Origin of the sequence: Desulfonispora thiosulfatigenes DSM 11270 (genome assembly GCF_900176035.1) — a bacterium.
GTDB classification, from domain to species: domain Bacteria; phylum Bacillota; class Peptococcia; order Peptococcales; family Desulfonisporaceae; genus Desulfonispora; species Desulfonispora thiosulfatigenes.
On sequence record NZ_FWWT01000022.1, the window covers coordinates 71,647 to 94,221 of the forward strand.

At 32.2% G+C, this 22,575-nt stretch carries 23 protein-coding genes and 2 pseudogenes; 23 read left to right on the forward strand and 2 right to left on the reverse strand.

What is annotated here, in order from left to right:
* Positions 1–2 precede the first annotated feature (2 nt).
* The 3 genes from mtnA to B8965_RS09200 all read left to right on the forward strand — a co-directional run bounded on the left by mtnA (position 3) and on the right by B8965_RS09200 (position 3,089).
* On the forward strand, positions 3–1,037 hold the full coding sequence (mtnA, locus tag B8965_RS09190; protein ID WP_084053892.1) for an S-methyl-5-thioribose-1-phosphate isomerase: 1,035 nt from the start codon (positions 3–5) through the stop codon (positions 1,035–1,037).
* On the forward strand, positions 1,027–1,662 hold the full coding sequence (locus B8965_RS09195; protein WP_084053894.1) for a class II aldolase/adducin family protein: 636 nt from the start codon (positions 1,027–1,029) through the stop codon (positions 1,660–1,662). Before mtnA ends, B8965_RS09195 begins: the two co-directional genes overlap by 11 nt.
* A 140-nt stretch (positions 1,663–1,802) precedes the next feature.
* Positions 1,803–3,089 (forward strand): amidohydrolase, encoded by a 1,287-nt coding sequence (locus B8965_RS09200; protein ID WP_084053896.1) that lies wholly within the window; start codon positions 1,803–1,805, stop codon positions 3,087–3,089.
* 159 nt (positions 3,090–3,248) lie between these two features.
* Here the strand turns inward: B8965_RS09200 and B8965_RS09205 are convergent, their stop codons facing one another.
* Positions 3,249–4,451 carry an ATP-binding protein gene (locus B8965_RS09205; RefSeq protein WP_084053898.1) on the reverse strand — a complete coding sequence of 401 codons (1,203 nt, stop codon included), beginning with the start codon at positions 4,449–4,451 and terminating at the stop codon, positions 3,249–3,251.
* A 310-nt stretch (positions 4,452–4,761) separates the two neighbouring features.
* A complete protein-coding gene (locus B8965_RS09210) occupies positions 4,762–5,523 on the reverse strand; it encodes an RDD family protein (protein WP_200805905.1) in 762 nt (253 codons plus the stop codon).
* A 210-nt stretch (positions 5,524–5,733) separates the two neighbouring features.
* Between B8965_RS09210 and B8965_RS12335 the strand changes: the two genes are divergently transcribed.
* The 20 genes and pseudogenes from B8965_RS12335 (at position 5,734) to B8965_RS09300 (ending at position 22,564) form a co-directional block, all read left to right on the forward strand.
* On the forward strand, positions 5,734–5,916 hold the full coding sequence (locus B8965_RS12335) for a DUF6531 domain-containing protein (protein WP_144015894.1): 183 nt from the start codon (positions 5,734–5,736) through the stop codon (positions 5,914–5,916).
* Positions 5,876–7,906 carry an RHS repeat domain-containing protein gene (locus tag B8965_RS09215; RefSeq protein ID WP_084053900.1) on the forward strand — a complete coding sequence of 677 codons (2,031 nt, stop codon included), beginning with the start codon at positions 5,876–5,878 and terminating at the stop codon, positions 7,904–7,906. The genes B8965_RS12335 and B8965_RS09215 overlap by 41 nt, the downstream gene beginning before the upstream one ends.
* A gap of 113 nt (positions 7,907–8,019) precedes the next feature.
* Positions 8,020–8,241 carry a hypothetical protein gene (locus B8965_RS09220; RefSeq protein WP_084053902.1) on the forward strand — a complete coding sequence of 74 codons (222 nt, stop codon included), beginning with the start codon at positions 8,020–8,022 and terminating at the stop codon, positions 8,239–8,241.
* 105 nt (positions 8,242–8,346) lie between these two features.
* On the forward strand, positions 8,347–8,571 hold the full coding sequence (locus tag B8965_RS09225; RefSeq protein WP_084053904.1) for a hypothetical protein: 225 nt from the start codon (positions 8,347–8,349) through the stop codon (positions 8,569–8,571).
* Between the two features lie 23 nt (positions 8,572–8,594).
* A pseudogene (locus B8965_RS09230) lies at positions 8,595–9,494 on the forward strand (RHS repeat-associated core domain-containing protein); the annotation flags it as partial.
* Positions 9,491–10,123, forward strand: coding sequence for a hypothetical protein (locus tag B8965_RS09235; RefSeq protein WP_084053909.1), 633 nt, complete (start codon positions 9,491–9,493; stop codon positions 10,121–10,123). The pseudogene B8965_RS09230 and the gene B8965_RS09235, both read left to right, overlap by 4 nt.
* Before the next feature lie 257 nt (positions 10,124–10,380).
* Positions 10,381–11,055 carry a hypothetical protein gene (locus B8965_RS09240; RefSeq protein WP_084053911.1) on the forward strand — a complete coding sequence of 225 codons (675 nt, stop codon included), beginning with the start codon at positions 10,381–10,383 and terminating at the stop codon, positions 11,053–11,055.
* A gap of 311 nt (positions 11,056–11,366) precedes the next feature.
* Positions 11,367–11,867 (forward strand): annotated as a pseudogene (locus B8965_RS13110) (hypothetical protein); the annotation flags it as partial.
* A 119-nt stretch (positions 11,868–11,986) separates the two neighbouring features.
* Positions 11,987–12,145: a hypothetical protein gene (locus B8965_RS13085; protein ID WP_242941971.1), complete on the forward strand. Its 159-nt coding sequence runs from the start codon at positions 11,987–11,989 to the stop codon at positions 12,143–12,145.
* Positions 12,146–12,998: 853 nt separating this feature from the next.
* Positions 12,999–13,145 (forward strand): hypothetical protein, encoded by a 147-nt coding sequence (locus tag B8965_RS12475; RefSeq protein WP_159446317.1) that lies wholly within the window; start codon positions 12,999–13,001, stop codon positions 13,143–13,145.
* Complete coding sequence (locus B8965_RS09255) at positions 13,111–14,322, forward strand: DegT/DnrJ/EryC1/StrS family aminotransferase (protein ID WP_084053913.1); 1,212 nt, start codon at positions 13,111–13,113, stop codon at positions 14,320–14,322. Before B8965_RS12475 ends, B8965_RS09255 begins: the two co-directional genes overlap by 35 nt.
* A 129-nt stretch (positions 14,323–14,451) precedes the next feature.
* Positions 14,452–15,165 carry a GntR family transcriptional regulator gene (locus B8965_RS09260; protein WP_242941972.1) on the forward strand — a complete coding sequence of 238 codons (714 nt, stop codon included), beginning with the start codon at positions 14,452–14,454 and terminating at the stop codon, positions 15,163–15,165.
* 123 nt (positions 15,166–15,288) lie between these two features.
* Positions 15,289–16,581 carry a histidinol dehydrogenase gene (gene hisD / locus B8965_RS09265; RefSeq protein ID WP_084053915.1) on the forward strand — a complete coding sequence of 431 codons (1,293 nt, stop codon included), beginning with the start codon at positions 15,289–15,291 and terminating at the stop codon, positions 16,579–16,581.
* A 33-nt stretch (positions 16,582–16,614) separates the two neighbouring features.
* The gene (cuyB, locus tag B8965_RS09270) at positions 16,615–17,304 is read left to right on the forward strand and encodes a cysteate racemase (protein ID WP_084053916.1); all 690 of its coding nucleotides are present in this window, start codon (positions 16,615–16,617) and stop codon (positions 17,302–17,304) included.
* 111 nt (positions 17,305–17,415) lie between these two features.
* Positions 17,416–18,423, forward strand: a complete 1,008-nt coding sequence (cuyA, locus tag B8965_RS09275) for a D-cysteate sulfo-lyase (protein ID WP_084053917.1) — start codon at positions 17,416–17,418, stop codon at positions 18,421–18,423.
* A gap of 123 nt (positions 18,424–18,546) precedes the next feature.
* The gene (locus tag B8965_RS09280; protein WP_084053918.1) at positions 18,547–19,977 is read left to right on the forward strand and encodes an APC family permease; all 1,431 of its coding nucleotides are present in this window, start codon (positions 18,547–18,549) and stop codon (positions 19,975–19,977) included.
* A 340-nt stretch (positions 19,978–20,317) separates the two neighbouring features.
* Positions 20,318–20,674, forward strand: a complete 357-nt coding sequence (locus tag B8965_RS09285) for a putative DNA-binding protein (RefSeq protein ID WP_242941973.1) — start codon at positions 20,318–20,320, stop codon at positions 20,672–20,674.
* A 23-nt stretch (positions 20,675–20,697) separates the two neighbouring features.
* Entirely contained in the window at positions 20,698–22,032 is a 1,335-nt protein-coding gene (gene ffh / locus B8965_RS09290; protein WP_084053919.1) for a signal recognition particle protein, read from the forward strand.
* 29 nt (positions 22,033–22,061) lie between these two features.
* Complete coding sequence (gene rpsP, locus B8965_RS09295) at positions 22,062–22,310, forward strand: 30S ribosomal protein S16 (protein WP_084053920.1); 249 nt, start codon at positions 22,062–22,064, stop codon at positions 22,308–22,310.
* Between the two features lie 23 nt (positions 22,311–22,333).
* A complete protein-coding gene (locus B8965_RS09300) occupies positions 22,334–22,564 on the forward strand; it encodes a KH domain-containing protein (RefSeq protein WP_084053921.1) in 231 nt (76 codons plus the stop codon).
* The last annotated feature ends 11 nt before the right edge of the window (positions 22,565–22,575 follow it).

The following is a 22,575-nucleotide window of genomic DNA, read 5'->3' on the forward strand; positions in this document are numbered from 1 at the left end:
AAATGAAAGTAGTTAAATTTGAGCTAGATAAATTAATGCTTTTAGATCAAACTAAATTACCTCTAGTTTTAGAATATGTAGAATGTAAAGATTATCTTACTGTTTGCGATGCTATCAGAACCATGAAAGTAAGGGGGGCTCCTGCAATTGGAGTAGCCGCAGCTTATGGTGTAGTATTAGCAAGTAAAGAATATGAAAATTTAGAGATAAATAATTTTAAAGAAAATTTATTAAAGGCTTGTGATGAATTAAACCAGACACGTCCTACAGCCGTTAATTTATTTTGGGCAATAGAGAGAATGAAAAAAATTATTAACAAGCATACAGAAGTGTCAGAGGTTATCCAGGAACTAGAAAAGGAAGCTATTTTCATAGAAACAGATGATTTAGAAATGAATCGTAAAATGGGTAGACATGGTAGTGCTCTTATTCCAAATAATGCTCGAATATTAACGCATTGTAATGCAGGAAGTCTTGCAACTGCTGGTTATGGTACAGCCTTAGGCGTAATTAGGGCTAGCTCTCAGCAAGGAAAAGTCTCTATGGTATATGTGGATGAAACTCGTCCTTTATTACAAGGGGCAAGACTAACTGCATATGAATTAATGGAAGATAATATTCCGATAACCTTAATATGTGATAATATGGCAGCTTACTGCATGCAATTAAAATTAATTGATTGTATTATCGTTGGTGCAGATCGAATTGCAGCTAATGGTGATGTTGCTAATAAAATTGGTACTTATGGCTTAGCTGTACTGGCTAAAGCACATAATATTCCTTTTTATGTGGCAGCTCCCGTATCTACCTTTGATTTTAGCTTAGAATCAGGAAAAGAAATACCTATAGAAGAAAGGGCAGCAGATGAAATAAGAAAAATAGGTGATGTTTATATAGCCCCACCTACTGCAAATGTCTTTAATCCTGCTTTTGACCTTACACCAAATGAACTTATTACGGCAATTATTACGGATAAAGGTGTAATAAAACCAAATTACACCCAAAATATTCAGAAGGTGCTGGGAAATGGAAATTAAAAAGCAAATAGTCGAAGTCGGTAAAAGAATGGTTAAACTCGGACTTGTAGCATCAACTTGGGGAAATATTAGTGCAAAGATAAATGAAAAAATATATATAACACCTAGTGGCATGGAATATGAACATTTAACAGAAGAAGATATTGTTTGTTTAGATTTAGATGGAAACTTAAAAGAGGGGCAGAGAAAGCCTTCAAGTGAGCTAAATTTACATATAGAGGTATATAAAAATAGACCTGAAATAACAGGAATTGTGCATACGCATAGCCTTTATGCTAGCGCTTATGCTGTAGTGAGAAAACCAATTTTACCATATATAGAAGATATGGCTCAGGTTGTCGGGGGAGAAGTCTTAGTTGCTGATTATGCTCTCCCAGGAACTAAAGAATTAGCCCAAAATGCCGTAAAGTCTTTAGGAAATAAAGGAGCAGTATTATTAGCAAATCATGGTGTAGTTGGGGTAGGAATAGATTTAGAAGAAGCATTTAAGGCTTGTTTATTAGTCGAAAAAACTGCGCAAATAGCAGCAATTGCAAGTAATATTGGTACACCCCATAGCCTAGAAGATAAAGACGTAGAATTAATGCGTGAGGGTTATTTAAAATATTATGGACAAAAGTTTTAACCTGACTAACTTGGCGTAAGTCTCCCGTCTCTTTAGACGAGAGTCAAACGCCAACTAAGTCATGCATTTGCAGTTCTAGAATTCAGGTAGAGTGGAAGAACCTCCACCTAAATTAAGAAATTGCTTTAAGGAGTGTTTAGATGTCAAAAATATTGATAAAAGATTCGTATATATTAACAATGGCGAGTTCGACAAATGAAAAACCAGTGATAGGTGATATTTTAATTGAAGATAATGTTATTACAAAGATAGGAAAATTCGAATGTACTGAGCAAGTAGAAATTATTGACGGAAAAAATACAATAGCCCTCCCTGGACTCATAAATTGCCACACTCATGCAGCCATGACTCTTTTAAGAGGTTACGCTGATGATATGGAGCTAATGCCATGGCTTGAAAATAAAATTTGGCCAAGAGAAGCAAAGCTCACCGAAGAACATATATATTGGGGTAGTATGTTAGCTTGTTTAGAAATGATTAAATCAGGTACAACTACTTTTGCAGATATGTATGTTTCTATGAATGAAGTAGCAAAAGCTGTTAGTGATAGCGGTATCAGAGCTTCCTTATCACGAGGAATAACTGGAGGTAATGGTAGAGGCGAAGATTCTTTAAAAGAAAGTAAAGAGTTTATAGAAAAATGGAGAAATGAAGAAAGAATTACCTGTATGCTAGGACCCCATGCTCCTTATACCTGTACAGATGATTATTTAGAGAAAATAATTAAACTTGGTAAGGAATTAAATGTAGGGATTCATATTCATCTAGCGGAAACTGAAACGGAGTTTTCTGATATAGAAAAGAGAACAGGCAAAACACCTGTAGAGCATATGAAAGATTTAGGTTTATTTGAACTTCCTGTACTTGCCGCACACTGTGTGCACTTAACCGAGGGGGATATAGGCATCTTAAAAGAGAATAATGTTGCAGTTGCTCATAATCCAGAAAGCAATCTTAAACTAGCTAGCGGTATAGCACCAGTACCTGAGCTTTTAGAAAAGGGAGTAATAGTAGGTCTAGGAACAGATGGAGCAGCAAGTAATAATAATTTAAATATGTTTGAAGAAATGCATATGGCAGCCCTTTTACACAAAGCAAATTCTAAAAACCCTACCGTAATCCCAGCCTATCAGGCATTAGAAATGGGAACAATTTTAGGAGCTAAAGCTCTAGGCTTAGATCAGGAAATTGGTTCTTTAGAAGTAGGTAAAAAGGCAGATATTATTTTACTTGATTTACATAAAGCACATTTGTATCCAAGTCATGATATAGTAGCAAATATTATTTATTCTGCCCAAGGATCAGATGTTAAAACTTCTATAATTAACGGGAATATAGTGATGAAAGATAGAAAAATCTTAGCCTTTGATGAAGAAAAAGTAATTTTGGAAGCAAATAGAGTTGCTAAGGAGTTAATGAAAGATTAAAGAAAAGATTAAATAAAAGATTAAATTAAAGCAATTGGTGACTTAATAATCTTAAAATATTTATCTAAAATAATCAGGAGGAGACAACCTTTGAGTTATTTCCTCCTTTTGTGTGCCTGGTAAAATGGGACCCCTACCCAGACAGTATAGGCGCTTTCGTTACTCTAGTAAAAAGTCTATAATATTTAAAACCTTGATACCTGAAAAGTCGCTATAGATAGTTTGATCCATTGTAAGAATATACTTTGGATAATTGTCAGGAATTGCTTGAAGAGGCCGTAACTCTCTATTTTTAGTTTTTTCATCTAGTATTGTTGCAGAAACCTGATAGTAGATTTTTTCATTGGACTTAGTTGCAACAAAATCAACTTCAAAAGATCCAATTTTCCCTATAGTTACATTATATCCTCGTCTAAGTAGTTCTAAATAAATTATATTCTCTAATATATGACCATAGTCGGTATTTCTAAGTCCTGTTAATTGATTTCGTATTCCTATATCAACGATGTAGTACTTTTCAAGGGTCTTTAGAAACATCTTTCCTTTAAGGTCATATCTATTTGCCTTATAGATGATAAAAGCATTTTCCAGCATTTTGAGATAATTATCAATTGTGTCGCTCGTTGTTTTTCTCCCACTACTTGTTAGATAATCACTGATTTTTTTTGTAGAAATAACGCTTCCAATATTAGCCCCGATAAACCTCAAGACACTTTCTAAGAGAGCAGTATCTCTGATGTTATTTCGCTCTATGACATCCTTTAGTAAAACAGTGTTATAGATACCTTCTAAAAATGGTCCAATTGTATCTGGATGGTCGAGAAGCTTAGTAACAGTTGGTAATCCTCCATATTCCAGATATTTATTAAATTGTTCTTGGACGCTATCTGTAAAATTAAACTCAATAAAATCAAGATATTCTTTAAAAGACAAAGGTTGCATTTTGATTTCAACATATCTTCCTGATAGAAGAGTTGATAACTCTGAGGATAATAAATAAGCATTTGACCCAGTTATATAGATATCTACATTGGCATCAACAAGAAAGGAATTAATGACCTTTTCCCAGGAATCCACTTGCTGAACTTCGTCCAGTAGAATATAGTGTTTATCTTTTTTATTAATTAAATTTTTTTCAATATGAGCGTGTAATTCTTTATAACTTGAAATATTATCAAATTCAAATGATTCAAAGTTCATTCTGATAATGTATTCTTTTAATACACCAGCTTCAATTAAGTAATTTTCAAATAAAGAAAGTAGTGTAGACTTTCCACAACGTCTAATACCTGTAATAACCTTGATTAATGGCTTATCTCTAAAATTAATTAGCTGAGTCAAATATAAGTCACGATTTTTCATTAAAATCACATCCTTATGGAGAGTATACCCTGAAAGTAAGATGTTATCAATTAGTTATTCGAGTATAGTCGAAATAAGTACTAAAAACCAGTATCTTTCCTTTAAAAAAGGAATATCTTTAATTAAGACATGGTTTGGATATTCTTTTTCATCAATTATCACGTAATTCCAATTCAAGACTTAAATAGCGATTTTTTGAACACAGGGTAAAACTCTTCGTAAAAGTGAATTTATCAGATTTCAACTAGCACATAAGAGTGACCCAATTTAGGATCGCTCTTACATTTCATTCCTATGCTAAATAGATTTATTAGGGCTTTTCATAAGTAACGTAAGTTCCAGCGATTAAGTCATGAATTGCTCGTTTATCTTTACGAAATCCCATCATAAAGGCGCTAACAATCAGACCAATACCTAAAGTTACAATATAAATTAGGCTGGCTACTAATATCCTCATAAGCATGGTTTCGATTCCTATTTTCTCACCATTTAATTTAACAATTCGAATACTAAACATTCTTTTTCCAATAGTATACCCATACCAATAAATTGGCAGCAATAAAGAGTATAACAATGAGAGGCCATTAGTTGCATCATCACCCATAAATAATATAATTTCTTGAATACGTTTTATGTGTGCTAATTCATGCGCAATAATAAATGATAATTCATCTTCCTCACCTGATTCAATTAATTCAAAGATAGTAGAGTAAAGAACGACCATGTTACGACCAAAAAAGCGAGTGGCAAAAGCATTAAGGATACCACTTGATTCCAAGACATAAATATCAGGCATTATAGGTATATCCATTGTCTTACATAATTCTGCTACTTTTGAGTATATTTGTGGAAACTGTTGTGGACTTAAGCGTACCCCATTGCTACGAATACTTCCCAACATTAAAGCATGTAAAAATAACGAAAATAAAATACCAATAGATAGAAATATGATACCTATTACTGAAAAAATTAAACTTAGATATGTGATAATACTTACTACAATTGCTAATATAAAAAATATTCTTTCTTTTCTATGGACTAATTCCCTGCATGACAAGTCCTGATTGTCCACTTCGTTAAGTCTCCTCTTTGATGTTTGCTCACTTATTATAACGATTCATTTGTTAGTGGTGAATGCTCCTTATTATGTATTTTTACCCGTTTAATACCACACTAGAAGAAATACTTCTTATTTAAAATAGAGAAATATTACAAAAATGTTTTTGACAAACAAAGCATAAACCAAAAGGATTAATTTACTATTTTATACATAAATGTCACATTGAACAATTTAACGAAAATTCGTAATATTGTTTATAGTGGTGTTCCTTTAGATATTACAAAGACATATAACAGTAGAAAATCTAATGTTGCTGGAATTTTTGGTTATGGATGGACAAGTAATGTAGAAGCACAGATTGTTGATGCAGGAGATGGACCAATTACTTTATCCAGAAGACGATAAGGTACACTCAGGAAAATATTCCTTCAAAGTTACAGGGGAAGCAGGGAAAAATAAATATATAAAGCAGCGTATTTATATCTCAGGGGACGCTAATACAAACCTTACTTTATCCGGATGGTCAAAACAGGAAGGTGCGAGTATAAGTGGTGGAAATTATACACTGCAGGTAGAAGTTAATTACACAGATGGCAGTCAGCAAAGTAGAATTTTTGCCAATGAATTTAATAAAACTACCGGAGATTGGCAGCATATTGCAGCTAAAATTAAACCTGTCAAGGCATTTAATTCTATAGACGTTTTATATATGTACTATAACCAAACCGGAACAGCCTGGTTTGATGCCATGCGTCTTGAAGAAGGAAATGCTGTTACAAGATATGAATATGATGCCAATGAAAACTATGTAACAAAATTAATAGATCCTCTTGGTAGTAGCGTAACTTATGGCTATGATGATAACAGTAACCTAACAGACATGACCATTACAGCATGTGCAGTAACATCAACCCAGGGATATATCTATAACCCGTTAAATCAAGTAACAAGCTTAACTCGAAACGGTGCAAGTCTTGAAAAATTTGTCTATGATGAGCAAGGAAATGTAATTTCGGTAAAGCGTTCAAATGAAACCTATACTTCCTTAGAATATGATGATGCAAAACGCTTAAAAGCAATAAAAAATTACAACGCATCCGGAGAACTCCTGGATAAATATGAATACTCCTATGATGCTAATGGCAACAGAACAAGTGTGGTAACAAAAAATGGAACAATAAATTATCAGTATGATGAATTAAATCAGTTAACCCAAGAGACATTATTAGATGGAACAACAATATCTTACGAATATGATGCCGTAGGAAATAGAACCAAGAAAATTGTAACCAAGGGTAGCTCAACAACTACTAATTACACTTATAACGCTGGCAATGAATTAACAGCAGTAGACGGGCAAACTTACACCTATGATCAAAATGGAAATTTAACAAATAATAGAGATAATACATTTATCTACAATGCAGAAAACAGATTAATTGAAATAAAAGGTTATTTAAATCAAACCCTAGCAACCTTCACTTATGATTATACAGGTAAAAGGAATAGTATGACCACATCCAATGGGATTGTATACTTCCATTACAATCAAGATAATAAAGTAGTTTATGAAACCGATAGCAGTAACAATATCATAGCTGAATACACTTATGATACACAAGATAATCCTGCAACCATGACAAAAAATGGCACGACTTACTATTACCATGTGAATGGTCATGGCGATGTAATGGCTCTAATTGATGGAAGTGGCAATATCGTTGCACAGTATAGCTACGATGCCTGGGGTAATATATTATCTCAAAGTGGTTCGATGGCATCAGAAAACCCTTACAGATATGCTGGATATAGATATGATGAAGCAACAGGGCTTTATTATTTGATGGGAAGGTATTATGATTCTAATACAGCTAGGTTCATTACAAGAGATATTTTTCATGGATTCGAGGATAATGTTTTATCTCAAAATCAATACGCTTATTGTCAAAATAATCCTATAATGGCAATTGATCCGAGTGGAAATATTGCAATTTCCCTTAATAAAAAACTTTACCTTGGATCTGGCGGAACAGCAAATGTATATTTAAGAGGATGGACAGAAAATTGGGGAAGAAAAGGAGCTATAACAGCAATTATTAATATGAGAGTAACGTGGGGAGCAATAGGAATATTTGTTGTTTCAACTCTCACTGTATGGAAAGTCAAAGCAGCCGCAGTAGCATGGCTAGAAAGATATACGTATCTTAAAGAAATAATTTACGATACTATTAAGTTCTCTGCAGTGGCAACAGTTGTGTATTTAGGGGTTAAGGACCGAATTAAGTGGGTGATACAATCAGCCTTTAAAGGAGCAGATAGTGCAATTATGAAAATCCCTGGTGCTACTAAAGTTGCTTTTCAAAGAAGACTTGAAGTAAGAAAAGAGTGGGGTTAAATTAATAAATGAGAAGGCCAGAATTGGCCTTCTCAAATTATTAGATTCTAAAAGTAAAAAAGTATTAACTGATTAAAAGAGTACTTCTTATACTAGAACTCGGAGGAAATGATATGAAGGATACATTATCAGTAATAGTATTTACTATTATAGGTGTATGTTTGATAGTTTTTGGAGTTTGGGATATTATAAAACAAAAAAGAATCTTATACTTAGATAAAGAGTTTAAATTGAGACTATTTATATATGTTTTTGCAGTAAGTTACCCAATATTTATGATTATTGTAGGTATTTTATTTATTTTACTGACTATTCTTGCTTATAGCGGAAATTAACCTGATATTATAATATAAAAAAATACGACTTTTTTATTGAAAACTATATGACATTAATAGTTTACTTTATAAATTTAGTTATTGCTATTAAGGAGGGAAAATGTTTTGGGTAGAATAATATTTCTTATATTTATATTATTATTAGGTTTATTAGGAATTAAATTAGGCTATAAAGAAGTTAGAAAACGAAGCGATAGGGAAAATCTATTAGAAGCATTAATTTCTATATTCCTAGGTGATTTTGACATAACGAATGTAGGTGTAATAATTGTCAGTATGTTAACTGTTATTTTTGCAATATTAGCACTAATTTTGGGATGGGGAAAATAACTTAAAACCTAACAGACAATGGTAATAAGAAATTTATCTATGATGTAGAAAATAAGCTAATAGAAGTAAAAAATTCTGCAAATCAAACTATAGCTTCTTTTACCTATGATCATGAAGGCAAGAGAAATAGCATGACCACTTCAACTGGAACAGTTTATTTCCATTACAGTGGAGATAAAGTAGTTTATGAGACCGATAGTAGTAACAATATCATAGCTGAATATACTTATGATGCCCAAGGTAATCCAGCTACAATGACAAAAAATAGTACAACCTACTATTACCATGTAAATGGACATGGTGATGTAATGGCTATGACTGATGGAAGTGGTACTATTGTTGCTCAGTATAATTATGATGCCTATGGAAACATATTATCTCAATCAGGCTCAATGGCAGAATCTAACCCCTACAGATATGCGGGATACAGATTTAATGAAGTAACAGGACTTTACTATCTAATGGCAAGATATTATGATGCTGAAATTGGTAGGTTTATAACAAGAGATACGTTTCATGGGTTTGAAGATGATCCACAATCTCTAAATCAGTATGCTTATTGTTCGAATAACCCGGTGATATATGTGGATCCGAGCGGTAATTATGCTACACGATATGGTTATTGGAATCTTGTTGATATTGTAGGATTTTTAACTACAGGATATATATTAGTAAAATTAGGTATAGGGATTTTTAGTAAATGGATAGTCCATAAGGTAACTTATATTTTTTATAATATTACAGCAAGAGAGGTAATAGGAAAATACAAAAAAGGGGCAATTAATAGAGAATTTCCTTCTGAATATCTAGATAAAACATTAGATGAAATAGAAAGATTAGCAAAAAAAGGAGTAAAGACAGCTAAGAAAGCCAAGAAACTATTACAGGATAAAAGATTTGATAAGGGGGATAATCGAAAATGAATGAATTGGATAAAATTCTCAAATTTATATATTCGTTTTTTTCAGATATAAATTATGTAGAAAATAATAATTTAATTTATGAATTTAACAATGATAACTTAAATTTAAATAAGAAGGATGATAAGGTAATAGGATTAAATATTCTTAAAAAAATACAAAATCTAATTCCTGAGTTTAAAGTTATTGATTGGACAGATTTAGAAGATACGAGATGCTATGAATTTCGAATTTTGCTAAATAAAGTTGAAAATATCTTAGATGACGATAATGATTTATTAAAGGTATTAGGAGGTAAAAGGCAAGATTTATATCTTTTTATAAGTAGAATAGCAAATTACTATTACATGTATATAGAAGATACAGAATTTAATGAAGATACAGGAGAACTTAAATTTACTAAAAACATTAGTTTTGATAAATATAGTTTAGATATAAAAAATAAATTAGAAATGCTCATGAATGATTTAGGCTATATAAGATTAGATGATGAAGTCGCAAAAACAGTTATTTTAAATGTAGAAACTGAATACTTGGAGAAGAATAAAGTAAAAATTTTTAATTGTCTTTTTACAGAATTTGATGAGTTATATGAAAAAAAGATTGTTCAAAGGGTATTAAATAATAAGTAAGCATACCAAAATCTCCATCTTAAGTTTAGGTAGCTTTGCTGCTGGGTTATAGGATTATGCTTCAGATAGAAGACTTGATGGGAAGATAACTATATAGAATAACTAGAATAATTAGGGGAAAATCAATGTTTGATTTTCCCCTCTTCATAACTTAATGAAGAAATAATAAATAACATATATAAGAGATATACAAGCCTATTATTAAAAGTGGAACTTAATATTAATTGAGGTTTTTGGAGGGAGGCGTATAAAATTATATGACTCAGGAGAAAGAAGTGGAATTTTATTGTTATACAGAAGATACAGATTCCAAAGGATTTGATATTTATATTAATGAAGTTAAAATCAATGACAATTTAAAGTATTATGATAAAAACTTTCAATGTAAATGGTCATGTTTACCAGGAAAATACAACATAAAATTTGTGCAAAAACATTTTCTTAATTCCCGATTATGGTTTCTAAATACCGTATTTTCAATGATTGCTATGTTTTTAGCAGGATATTATGAAGAAATCAATCTAAAGGGACCATTTTATTCAATTCAAGAGGGAGAATTATTAATTAAAGATAATGCTGTCTTAGAAATAAAGCTGAAAAGATCTAATATTTTTTTTAAGCTCCTATTTGATGAAATAACAAATTATGGGTTCTTCATTGAAGCTAAATCTAATTGTTCATATAATTGTAAGAACGAAGAAGTAGTTGTTACATCAAAACTTAGAAGACGTTTTATTATTTCAGTGCTGTTACCTATTAGTATCGCTTTTCTTTTTATAACTATTTTACTTATTATAAGTGGCATTAATTTTTTCCAAAAGGGTGCTTTCGTAGGTGGTACTTTATTTGGACTAGTGATTACATTTCTTTTTATCATGTATATTAGAGTAGCTAAAAATATATTAAATGTTGTCTTTGGTAAACAAAGGTAGAGCATATTAAACACATTACCATATAAGTATAAAATAGCAACACAACTATATATATCTAGGGGACTGGTTGTTGTTTTATCTGGTGATGAAAATACCAAGCTTACCTTATCTGGATGGTCAAAACAGGAAGGTGCGAGTATAAGTGGCGGAAATTATGCTCTGCAAGTAGCAATAAATTACACAGTTGGTAATAGGACAAGTATTACAGATGGAAAAGGAAAACAACCTCCTTTACCTATGACAAGAGAAATCTGTTAACTAAAGTAAAGGATGCAAAACTAAATGAAACCCTATAAGGTTATGATAATGCAGGAAACCGTACAACTGTTACTGATGCCAGAAACAAGGTAACAAGCTATGAATATAATGAATTTAATCAAGTATCAAAAATAACCAATCCATTAAATCAAGTAACTCAATTTGGTTACGATAAAAACGGAAACACCACTAAGATTATTTTCCCTAAGGGAGATACTGTATCTTATAGCTATAACGCTCTTAACCTAATGAATGGTGTATACCATAGTGGTGTAAAAAAATGGGATTTTGGCTATGATGCTAATGGCAATAGGACAAGTGTGGTAACAAAAAATGGAACTGTTAATTACCAGTACGATGAATTAAATCAGTTAACCCAAGAGATATTACTAGATGGAACAACAATTTCCTACGAATATGATGCCGTAGGAAACAGGAAAAAGAAAATCGTAACTAAGGGTAGCTCAACAACTACTAATTATACTTATAACGATGGCAATGAATTAACAGCAGTAGATGGGAAAACTACACTTATGATCAAAACGGAAACTTAACAGACAATGGTAATAAGAAATTTATCTATGATGTAGAAAATAGGTTAATAGAAGTAAAAAATTCTGCAAATCAAACTATAGCTTCTTTTACCTATGATCATGAAGGTAGAAGAAATAGTATGACTACATCCGCAGGAACAGTTTATTTCCACTACAATGGAGATAAAGTAGTTTATGAAACTGATGAAAGTAATAATATCATAGCTGAATACACCTATGATGTTCAAGGTAATCCAGCAACAATGACAAAAAATAGTTGCAGGATTACTACCATATAAATGGACATATGATATAATGGCACTAAATGGATGCAAGGTGTGTTAAAGCTGAACAATTCTGTCATAAAATATTAATAATAGAATTATTTTATGGGCTAAATATAGAGTGTAAAAATCGTGTCAATCGAAATTTAATGCGAAGCTTTTGGCAAAAATAAGGCAGATTTAAAGAGAGCAAAATCCTACGAAATAACTAAAATGTTACGAAGAATAGAAGGATGGGAGCAATCAGATAAATTAGCAAGTGGGGAATTTATGGAAATAGAAGAATATGGGAGCGAAAATCATAACAAGAATTTTTAGTTATGTTTTAGTTATCGTTAAGTTATTCACCTTAAGCCCTTACATACCAAAGCATTAACTAACTACAATAACTAAATAACTATAATCCTATATAGAGATGATATGAATATGGAGAAAACAGCAAATTTCGCATGCATGCATATACGCGTAATGCGTATAGGGAAATTTGGGTTTAGTTAGTTATTTAGTTATTAGTTGACATAGATACCACAAACTACTATGATAAATACATGGAAAAAAATTATAATGATCGCCCCTGCAAAGAAGAAAGTGTTAATTTTGACGAAAGCTTAGACAAATTCACTTCTTTTTATCATGTATATTAGAGTAGCTAAAAAGATAATAAATGAAGATAAAAGGCCAACCATATTCCTATGGTTAGCCTTTTTGGATGTATGGGATTAATTTGTTAACCCATACAAATATGTCGTATTTTATTGTGCTGAATAGAGATCATGATTAGGGTAGTGAAAAGAAATTTAAATAATTTTTTGATTATTTTTAAAAATTAATTTAAAAATTAGCATACTTTAACTGTTTGCAAATATAAATGTATCAAGATAAGAAAAATTTAAATTTATCTATAGTACAAAGCACAAGCATCTTAGCTTTAAATGCATTAAAAGATGTATCTATTCAATTAATTGGAGGGATGTTTTTAAATGACTACAGAGACGAAAGAAATTATAAAGTTTGAAAAAGATTTTACGCGCCAAGAAGCAATTCCAGAGGCAGGGATTAAAAGAGCCTTAGAGATACTAGAGACAGGATGCCTACATAGATATAATACGCCAAAAGGTGAAGTATCAGATGTGGCCCTTTTAGAAAAAGAATATGCTGACTATGTAGGAGCAAAGTATTGTGCTGGACTTTCTTCTTGTGGTAGTGCAATATATGTTGCCTTAAAGAGTGTGGGAGTAAAGCCAGGTGATAAGGTTTTATGTAATGCATTTACATTAGCACCTGTACCAGGGGCAATCGAAAATGCTGGGGGAATACCTGTATTTTTAGAGATTGATGAAAATTTCTTAACTAATCTGGATGATTTAGAGAAAAAAGCGGTTGAATCACAGGCAAAGTTTTTACTTTTATCTCATATGCGTGGAAACATTGTTGATATGGATAGAGTTACAGAAATTTGTAGTCGTCTAGGAATTACCTTAGTTGAAGATTGTGCTCATACAGTAGGTGCTCGTTGGGGCGATAAATATACGGGAACATTTGGTAAGGCGGGTTGTTATTCTACTCAAACTTATAAGCATATGAATTCAGGAGAAGGTGGACTATTAGTTTCAAATGATGAAGACGTTATAGCTAAAGCTATTTTATATTCTGGATCTTATATGTTATTTGATCGACATATTTCTAGACCTTCGGTAGAAGTGTTTGAACGTCATAAAAAGAATATTCCTAATTTTAGCTTAAGAATGTCAAATTTAGTAGCTGCATTACTTAGACCTCAATTAGCGGATCTTGATACACAATTAAAGCGATGGAATGATAGATACTATGTGTTAGCAAAGGGATTAGAAGGAGTAAATCATATTCGTATTCCTAAAAGACCAGAAAAAGAACATTTTGTAGCATCTTCACTGCAATTTACTCTTACTGATATTAATATTGAAATGGTAGAAAAGTTTATAGCTGTATGTGCAGAAAGAGGGGTAGAAATTAAGTGGTTTGGGGCAAAAGAACCTAATGGATTTACAAGCTCTTGGGAAAGTTGGGAATATATCAAAGAGAAACAAAAGCTTCCTCAAACAAGAGAAGTTTTAGATTTCTTATGTGATTTCCGCATACCACTTACCTTTAGTTTAGAAGATTGTGAAGTTATTACAAAAGTAATTCGTCAAGTAGTAGAAGAAATATTTTAAATAAGGTTATAAATTTAAAATATTAAAATATAGATGTAGAAAGCAAAAGATACTAAAGGTTTTAATTTTATTAATGATTTAGCTAGAGTTGCCACAAAATTCAATCAATTTTATGAGAGGTAGATTAATTTGGGATTTACAAAACATTTGCCATTACATATACAGATAAAAATTAAACTTGAAGAAGAAATTTTAAATGAAGTTTATGATGAAAAGATTCCAGGTGAATTAGATTTAATGGAAAGATTCTCTGTAAGTAGATCTACAATTCGTCAAGCAATAGCAGCACTCGTAGAAGAGGGAATTTTAGAAAAAAGACATGGTAAAGGAACCTTTATCTCGTTAAAGCCAGTAGAAGAATGGCTAGGTAGTTTTAGTACTTATGAAAACATTATTGATGACATGGGTATGAAGCCATATATTAAGTTTTTAAGTATGGAAATGACTAGTACTCCTCAAAACGTAGCTAAGACATTAGAAGAGGAAGTTTTCTATAAAGTAAAAAGAATACGTTATGCAGATGAAAACCCAGTATCCATTGAGGAAAACTATTACCCTCTGGAGTTAGGGAAAAAATTAGCTAAATTTAATTGGGATAATGTTGCTTCTTATAGTTTGCTCGATTCCTTAGGCGTAAAACTTTGGGATGCAAAGCAGATAATCACTTGTAGAATGCCTGTAAAGGAAGAATGTAAGTTACTTAATATAGACGAAACTATTCCTGTTTTATTTATAGAGCGCCTTAATTTTGATCGAGAAGGCAATATTGTGGAATATGAGCACAGTGTTTATCGTTCCGATCATTATGCTTTTATCGTAAAGCTGGGGCGAAATGAAAATTGAAAATTAATCATTGTAAGAAGGCTATTTTTTTGGATACAGATGTCCGTACATCTGAACATATGAACATATGAACATTCTAACATTTATATAATATCTGAAATTTATTCTTAAGGGAGTGAACTTATGAAAAGGTATATCAAAGAAAAAAACGTACAAGTGAAGAAAACTGGTGCTGAGGTTCAAGAAACGGTAGCTAAAATTATTGAGGATATTCGCCAAAATGGTGATTTAGCAGTAAGAAAGTACTCAAAGCAATTTGATAACTGGTCACCTGAATCTTTCTTAATGTCAAAGGAAGAACTTGAAAAAGTAAGTAAAACTGTATCTGATATCGACAAACAAACTATTAATTTTGCCCAAGAATCTGTTAGACGTTTTGCTCAAAAGCAATATGAAATGATTAAAGATTTTGAAGTGGAATTATTTCCAGGCGTGGCTTTAGGTCAAAAAACAGTTCCTTTAAATTCTTCTGGTTCTTATGTACCAGGTGGAAGCTATCCAATCGTGGCTTCTGCTAATATGAGTATCACTCCTGCTGTAGTTGCGGGAGTAAAAAGGGTTGTATCTGTAACCCCTCCTTTTAAAGGCGAGGTGCCAAAGAATACAATTTATGCTATGGCATCAGCAGGTGCTACGGAAGTATATTGCTTGGGTGGAGTTCAAGGGGTAGTAGCAATGGCACTTGGTACGGAAACCATTAAACCAGTAGATATGATTGTTGGACCAGGCAATAAATTTGTAGCTGAAGCAAAAAGACAATTATACGGTGAGGTAGGAATAGATCAAATAGCAGGTCCATCTGAAGCTTTAGTAATCGCTGATGATAGTGCTGATCCTGAAATAGTTGCCTCTGACTTAGTAGCTCAAGCTGAGCATGGTGTTGAATCTGAAGTAGTATTAATCTGCTTATCAGAAGATTTTGCAAATAAGGTTATTAGAGAAGTTGAGAAACAAATAAGTGAATTACCAACTGGAGAAATCGCTAAAATTTGTTGGGATAATAATGGTGAGGTAATAGTTGTAGATAGCATTGAAGAAGCTGCAGAGCTTTCAGACTTTTATGCTAGTGAACACGTAGAAATCCAAACCCAGCAGGATGAATGGCTTCTTGAAAACTTAACAAATTATGGTTCATTATTTGTAGGAGAATATTCAACCGTAGCCCTTGGAGATAAAGGTATTGGTACAAATCATATTTTACCAACAAGAAAAGCAGGACGTTATACGGGTGGTTTATGGGTTGGAAAGTTCTTAAAAACCTTAACTTATCAAAAATCAACTGCAGAAGGTCTTAAATATGTAGCACCATATTGTTCTCTTTCTTGTGCTATGGAAGGTATGATGGGACACAAGGCATCTATTGATAAGAGATTAGTAAAATGTAACTATCCAGTTCCAAATTATGAAAAGAAATAATTAAATAAGACGCTTTTACGAGGAAGTGATAGTGTGTCCAGTAAAACTCTGGGGATAATTGGTGGGATGGGACCTGAAGCAACGGTGGATCTTATGATGAAAATTATTAAAAAAACTCCAGCTAAAGTCGAACAAGATCACATCAGAGTAATTGCTGATAATAATCCTCATATACCTTGTAGGATTAAAGCAATTATGGAAAATGCCGAAAGCTCAGGTCCCATGATGGTAGAAATGGCAAAAAATTTAGAAAAAGCAGGAGCAGATTTTTTAGTAATTGCCTGTAATACAGCTCACTATTATTTTAAGGATGTAGAAGCAGCAGTTAATATTCCAGTTTTAAATATAATTGATGAGACGGTAAAGGTATTGCTTCAGGAAAAGGTACAAAAGGTTACTTTACTAGCTACTAAAGCAAATATATATACGGGACTTTATGATAAAGCATTAAATCAAACAGGGATAGAGCTAGTATTACCTTCAGAAGCTTATCAAGAAAAAGTATTAGACGTTATCGCCAAAATCAAGGCTGGTAAATATGAAGAAGCTAGAAGTTATACAGATGAAATTATTAATCATTGCATGGAATTAGGTGCTGAAGCTGTTATTTTAGGCTGTACTGAGCTACCGATGGCCTTTTGTGATCAAGAAAACTTACCAATTTATCTATATGACCCAGCTGATATTATTTCAGAAGTAATTGTAACTAAGGCGTTAAATTAATAAAGTGAAGCTGTTGTTTATATTTGCTTAGTTTTAGGAATATAAAATTTACAATTAAATATTAAATTTAAGTTTTATATTAATATATTACAAATAAAAAGGAGAATAAATATGAATTTAGCTAAATTTCCAAGAAGAAGATATACAGAGGGTTTTACTCCTATCGAAAAACTAGAGAATTTTTCAAAAGCTCTAGGTGGTCCTAATATTTATATGAAAAGAGATGACATGTTAGGCTTAACTTCTGGTGGTAATAAAACAAGAAAATTAGAATTTCTAGTAGCGGATGCGTTAGAACAAGGTGCAGATACCCTTATTACCTGCGGTGCTGTGCAATCTAACCATTGTCGTTTAACACTAGCAGCAGCTGTAAAAGAAGGTATGAAATGTAGATTAGTCTTAGAAGAAAGAGTTGCAGATAGTTATAGTCCGGATGCAAGTGGAAATAACTTCTTATTTAACCTTTTAGGAGTTGAATCTACTAAAGTAGTTGCCGGTGGAACAGATTTAATGAAAGAAATGCAAACAATCGTTGATGAATTAGCTAAAGAAGGTAGAAAAGGTTATATTATCCCTGGTGGTGGATCAAATGAAATCGGTACATTAGGTTATGTTTCATGTGCTGAAGAAATTGCTACTCAATTATTTGAAAAAAGTCTAAAAATTGATCACCTTGTAACTCCAAGTGGTAGTGCAGGAACTCATACTGGTTTAGTAACCGGTTTTATCGGTAATAACATGAATATTCCTATTACAGGTATTGGTGTTAACCGTAAAAAAGACGTTCAAGAAGAAGTAATCTATAATCTTGCAAAGAAAGTAGCAGCTAAATTAGGAATCAATCAAGAAATTCCTCGTGATGCAGTAGTAGTTTATGATGATTACGTTGGACCTGGTTATTCTTTACCAACTGATGAAATGGTTGAGGCTGTTAATTTATTAGCTAAAACTGAAGGTATCCTACTTGACCCTGTATATACAGGTAAGGCTATGTCAGGTTTAATAGGTCTTATTCGTAAGGGCGTATTTAAAAAAGGTGAAAATGTTTTATTCGTACATACTGGTGGATCTCCAGCTTTATATGCATACATTCCTACTATTTTAGGAAAAGACAGTTAATTGTAAGTTTTATTAATTAATTGGCTCTAAGTTCTCTTTATTAGCACCCAAAATACTGTAAAAAGCAATTTGGGTGCTATATTTATATCAATAAAAGGAATATTTTTAAAGAGGAGGGATTAAATGCAAGAAAATAGATCTGAATTAACGAAAAATCTATCACCTGTAGCTATTTGGTCAATTGCGTTAGGTACAATTATTGGGTTTGGTGCTTTTGTTTTACCAGGTGAATGGCTAAAACTAGGGGGTCCAGGAGGTATTTTAATTGGATTTACCCTTGGTGGACTGTTTATGCTTGTTATCAGTCGTAGTTATGGTTTTATGGTTGAAAAGATTCCTATAGCTGGAGGAGCAGCAGCTTATGCATATGGAGTATTAGGTAGACCACATGCTTTTATTGTTGGTTGGGGTCTAGTATTGGCCTATGGATCTATTGTTCCTTTAAATGCAACAGCTTTAGCACTAGTGGGTAAATTTGTGGCACCTGGTTTATTTTCCAAGGTTTATTTATATAATTTTGCAGGATGGGATATATATCTAGGGGAAATTTTATTAGCAAGTGCCTTAATTATTGGATTTGGAATACTTAATTATCGTGGAATAAAAGAAGTTGGTAATATGCAAATGGCGATGATTTTTTTAATGGTGGGCACGATATTAATTATAACAGCAGGAGCTTTAATGTATGATGGGTCAACTATTACCAATTTAAAGCCTTTCTTTGCAGCCAATAAAAGTATCTTTGCAAGTATTGGTGCAGTGTTAGCTATTACACCTTGGGCATTTTGCGGATTTGATACAATTCCACAATCATCAGAAGAATTTAACTTTGATCATAAAGAAACCTTTCGCTTATTAGTGTTTGCGATCCTAGCAGGGCTATTAATGTATCTTGCAATGTGTTTTTCAACAGCAGTAGTTATTCCGTGGCAGGAGTTAATTAATAAGGATGTGCCTTGGTATACAGGATTTACTACAGAAACGAGTTTAGGAATGTTAGGGTTAATTTGCCTAGTTATTGCAGTAACGATGGGAGTGGGAACAGGAATTAATGGTCAATTATTATCTAGTACACGTATTTTATTTAGTATGGGCAGAGCAAAAATTCTTCCAGAATGGTTTGCAAAGGTTAATCCAAAGTTTGGTACTCCAGGTAATGCCATAATATTCATAACTGTTCTTTCTTTATTCTTTCCATGGATCGGACGTCAAGTAGTGCTTTGGATAGTGAATATGGCAGCGGTAGGAAATTCATTGGGATATGGATATACCTGTTTAGCTGCTTGGTTACTTGCTAAAAACTACCCTCATCTTACGACAAAAGCAAATAAGTTTTGGTTTTTCTTAGGCTTTGCATTTTCAGTGATACTTTTAATATTACTAATTGTACCAGGGATGCCAGCCTTTTTAACACCGCTAGAATTCACTTTATTAGGGTTTTGGATATTAATGGGTGCAGTGCTATATATTTACCAATCTAAGAGAGTGAATTTAACAAAAGATGAGCAAGATCAGCTGATGCTCGGTGATATCAGAATCGAAAATTTAAAATAATAAAAGCTAAACAATTATCAGATTAGTCAAAATATTGAGTCTAATTATTAAGTTAAATGGACATCATTAATATTTTGCAAAATAAATTAGTATAAAAGTGATGAATATATTATACATAATATGTTCATCACTTTATTTTTTGTGTCTTTATGAAATTAAGTCTAGATAATTATAAGCACAGGTATTTTATGTAATTAAGTTAGCAGCAATAATTATAATTTGTTAAGTATTTACCCTTGACAAATCTTTTAAATCTTAGTAATATGAAAAAAGCGTTAAGGGAGATCACTTGACGAGGCTACATAATGAATATGATTTTAGAAAGTGTGGCTGAATTAAAATGACGCAGATAATTGAAAAAAGAGCTTTTTTATGTTTATTATTTGATTTTTATGGAGCACTATTAACAGAAAAGCAAAAATTTGTTTTCGATTTATATTACCATAATGATTTATCATTAGTTGAAATAGCGCAGGAAGAAAACATTTCTAGACAAGCAGTATATGATATTTTAAAAAGGTCAGAAAATATTTTATACGATTATGAGGATAGGTTACATTTAGCCAGTAAATTCATTAAAACAAATGACAAACTTGTGAATGCTTTAAATATAATTAATAACATCGAACAAGAAAATAATTCTGATAAATTAGGTAAACTAAAACAAATAATTCATTCAGTATTAAAAGATGGTTAAATATAATTTTAGGGGGTTTTACCTTGGCTTTTGAAGGATTAGGAGAAAAGCTGCAAGGAGTTTTCAAAAAATTAAAAGGCAAAGGCAAAATTTCAGAAACTGATTTAAAAGCTGCCCTAAGAGAAGTAAGGGTTGCCTTATTAGAAGCAGACGTAAACTATAAAGTTGTTAAAAATTTTATTAATAATATTAATGATCGTGCTGTTGGTCAAGAGGTTTTAGAAAGTTTAACTCCAGGACAACAGGTAGTCAAAATAGTTAACGATGAATTAACCTCATTAATGGGGGGAGAAACAAGTAAATTAAATATGTCCTCTAAACCTCCTACAGTAATTATGATGGTGGGTTTACAGGGTTCTGGTAAAACTACTTCTACAGGTAAATTATCGAATTACCTTAAAAAACAAGGCAGAAGACCTTTATTAGTAGCTTGTGACATTTATAGACCAGCAGCTATTAAACAATTACAAGTTTTAGGTGAACAATTAGAAATGCCTGTTTTTAGTATGGGAGATAAAACAAATCCGGTTGAAATAGCAAAATCTGCACTAGATCATGCCATGCACTATGGAAATGATGTAGTACTTATCGATACAGCAGGTAGACTTCATATTGATGAAGAGCTGATGGAAGAATTAGTAAAAGTTAAAAAAATAGTTAATCCTACAGAGATACTATTAGTAGTAGATGCTATGACTGGTCAAGATGCCGTCAATGTAGCTGAAAGATTTAATGAACTTTTAGATATCACAGGAGTAGTGTTAACTAAATTAGATGGTGATACCAGGGGCGGGGCAGCCCTTTCTGTTAAGGCTGTTACTGGTAAACCAATTAAATTTGTAGGTATGGGTGAAAAATTAGATGCTCTAGAACCTTTTCATCCAGATAGAATGTCTTCTCGTATTTTGGGTATGGGAGATGTTTTAACCTTAATTGAAAAGGCTCAAGAAGGTTTTGATGAACAAAAAGCAAAAGAAATGGAATTAAAGCTAAAAAAAGCTGAATTCACTCTGGAAGACTTTTTAGATCAAATGCAAGAAATGAAAAAAATGGGTCCTTTAGATCAAGTAATGGAAATGTTGCCTGGGATGAATAAAGGAAAACTCAAAGGACTTCAGTTAGATGAAAAAGAGTTTGATAGAGCTAGAGCAATTATTCAGTCTATGACTCTAGAAGAAAGAAGAAAACCTTCCTTAATTAATGGGAGTAGACGTAAAAGAATTGCAGCAGGTTCTGGATCAAAGGTACAAGAGGTTAACCGGATTTTAAAACAGTTTGATCAAACTCAAAAATTAATGAAACAATTTTCTGGAATGAGCAAAAGTAAAAAGGCTAAATTTAAATTGCCGTTTATGTAATAATTAATTTTTAAAAGGAGGTGAAGTAAATGTCAACTAAAATTAGACTTAAAAGAATGGGTGCAAAAAAGAATCCTTTTTATCGTATTGTAATCGCTGATTCTCGTTCTCCAAGAGACGGACGTTTCATTGAAGAAATAGGAACATATAACCCTACTAAAGATCCTGCTATTATTAATGTAGATGCAGAAAAAGCTCAAAAGTGGATAAATGAAGGTGCTAAGCCCTCTGATACAGTTAAAGCTTTATTTAAAAAAGCTGGAGTTTTTAATAACTAGCATTTAGTTTGGGGGTATAACGATTGAAAGAGTTAGTAAAACACTTAGCTAAATCTTTAGTTGATTATCCTGAAAATGTAGAAACAAGTGAAAATCAGGGAGCAAAGTCTGTTGTTATCGAACTTAAAGTTGACTCTCGTGATATGGGAAAAGTTATTGGTAAGAATGGACGAATTGCTAAAGCTATTCGTACAGTAGTGAAAGCAGCTGCAGCTAGGGAAGGTAAAAAGGTTGTAGTAGAGATAGTACAATAGGGGCTGATTTC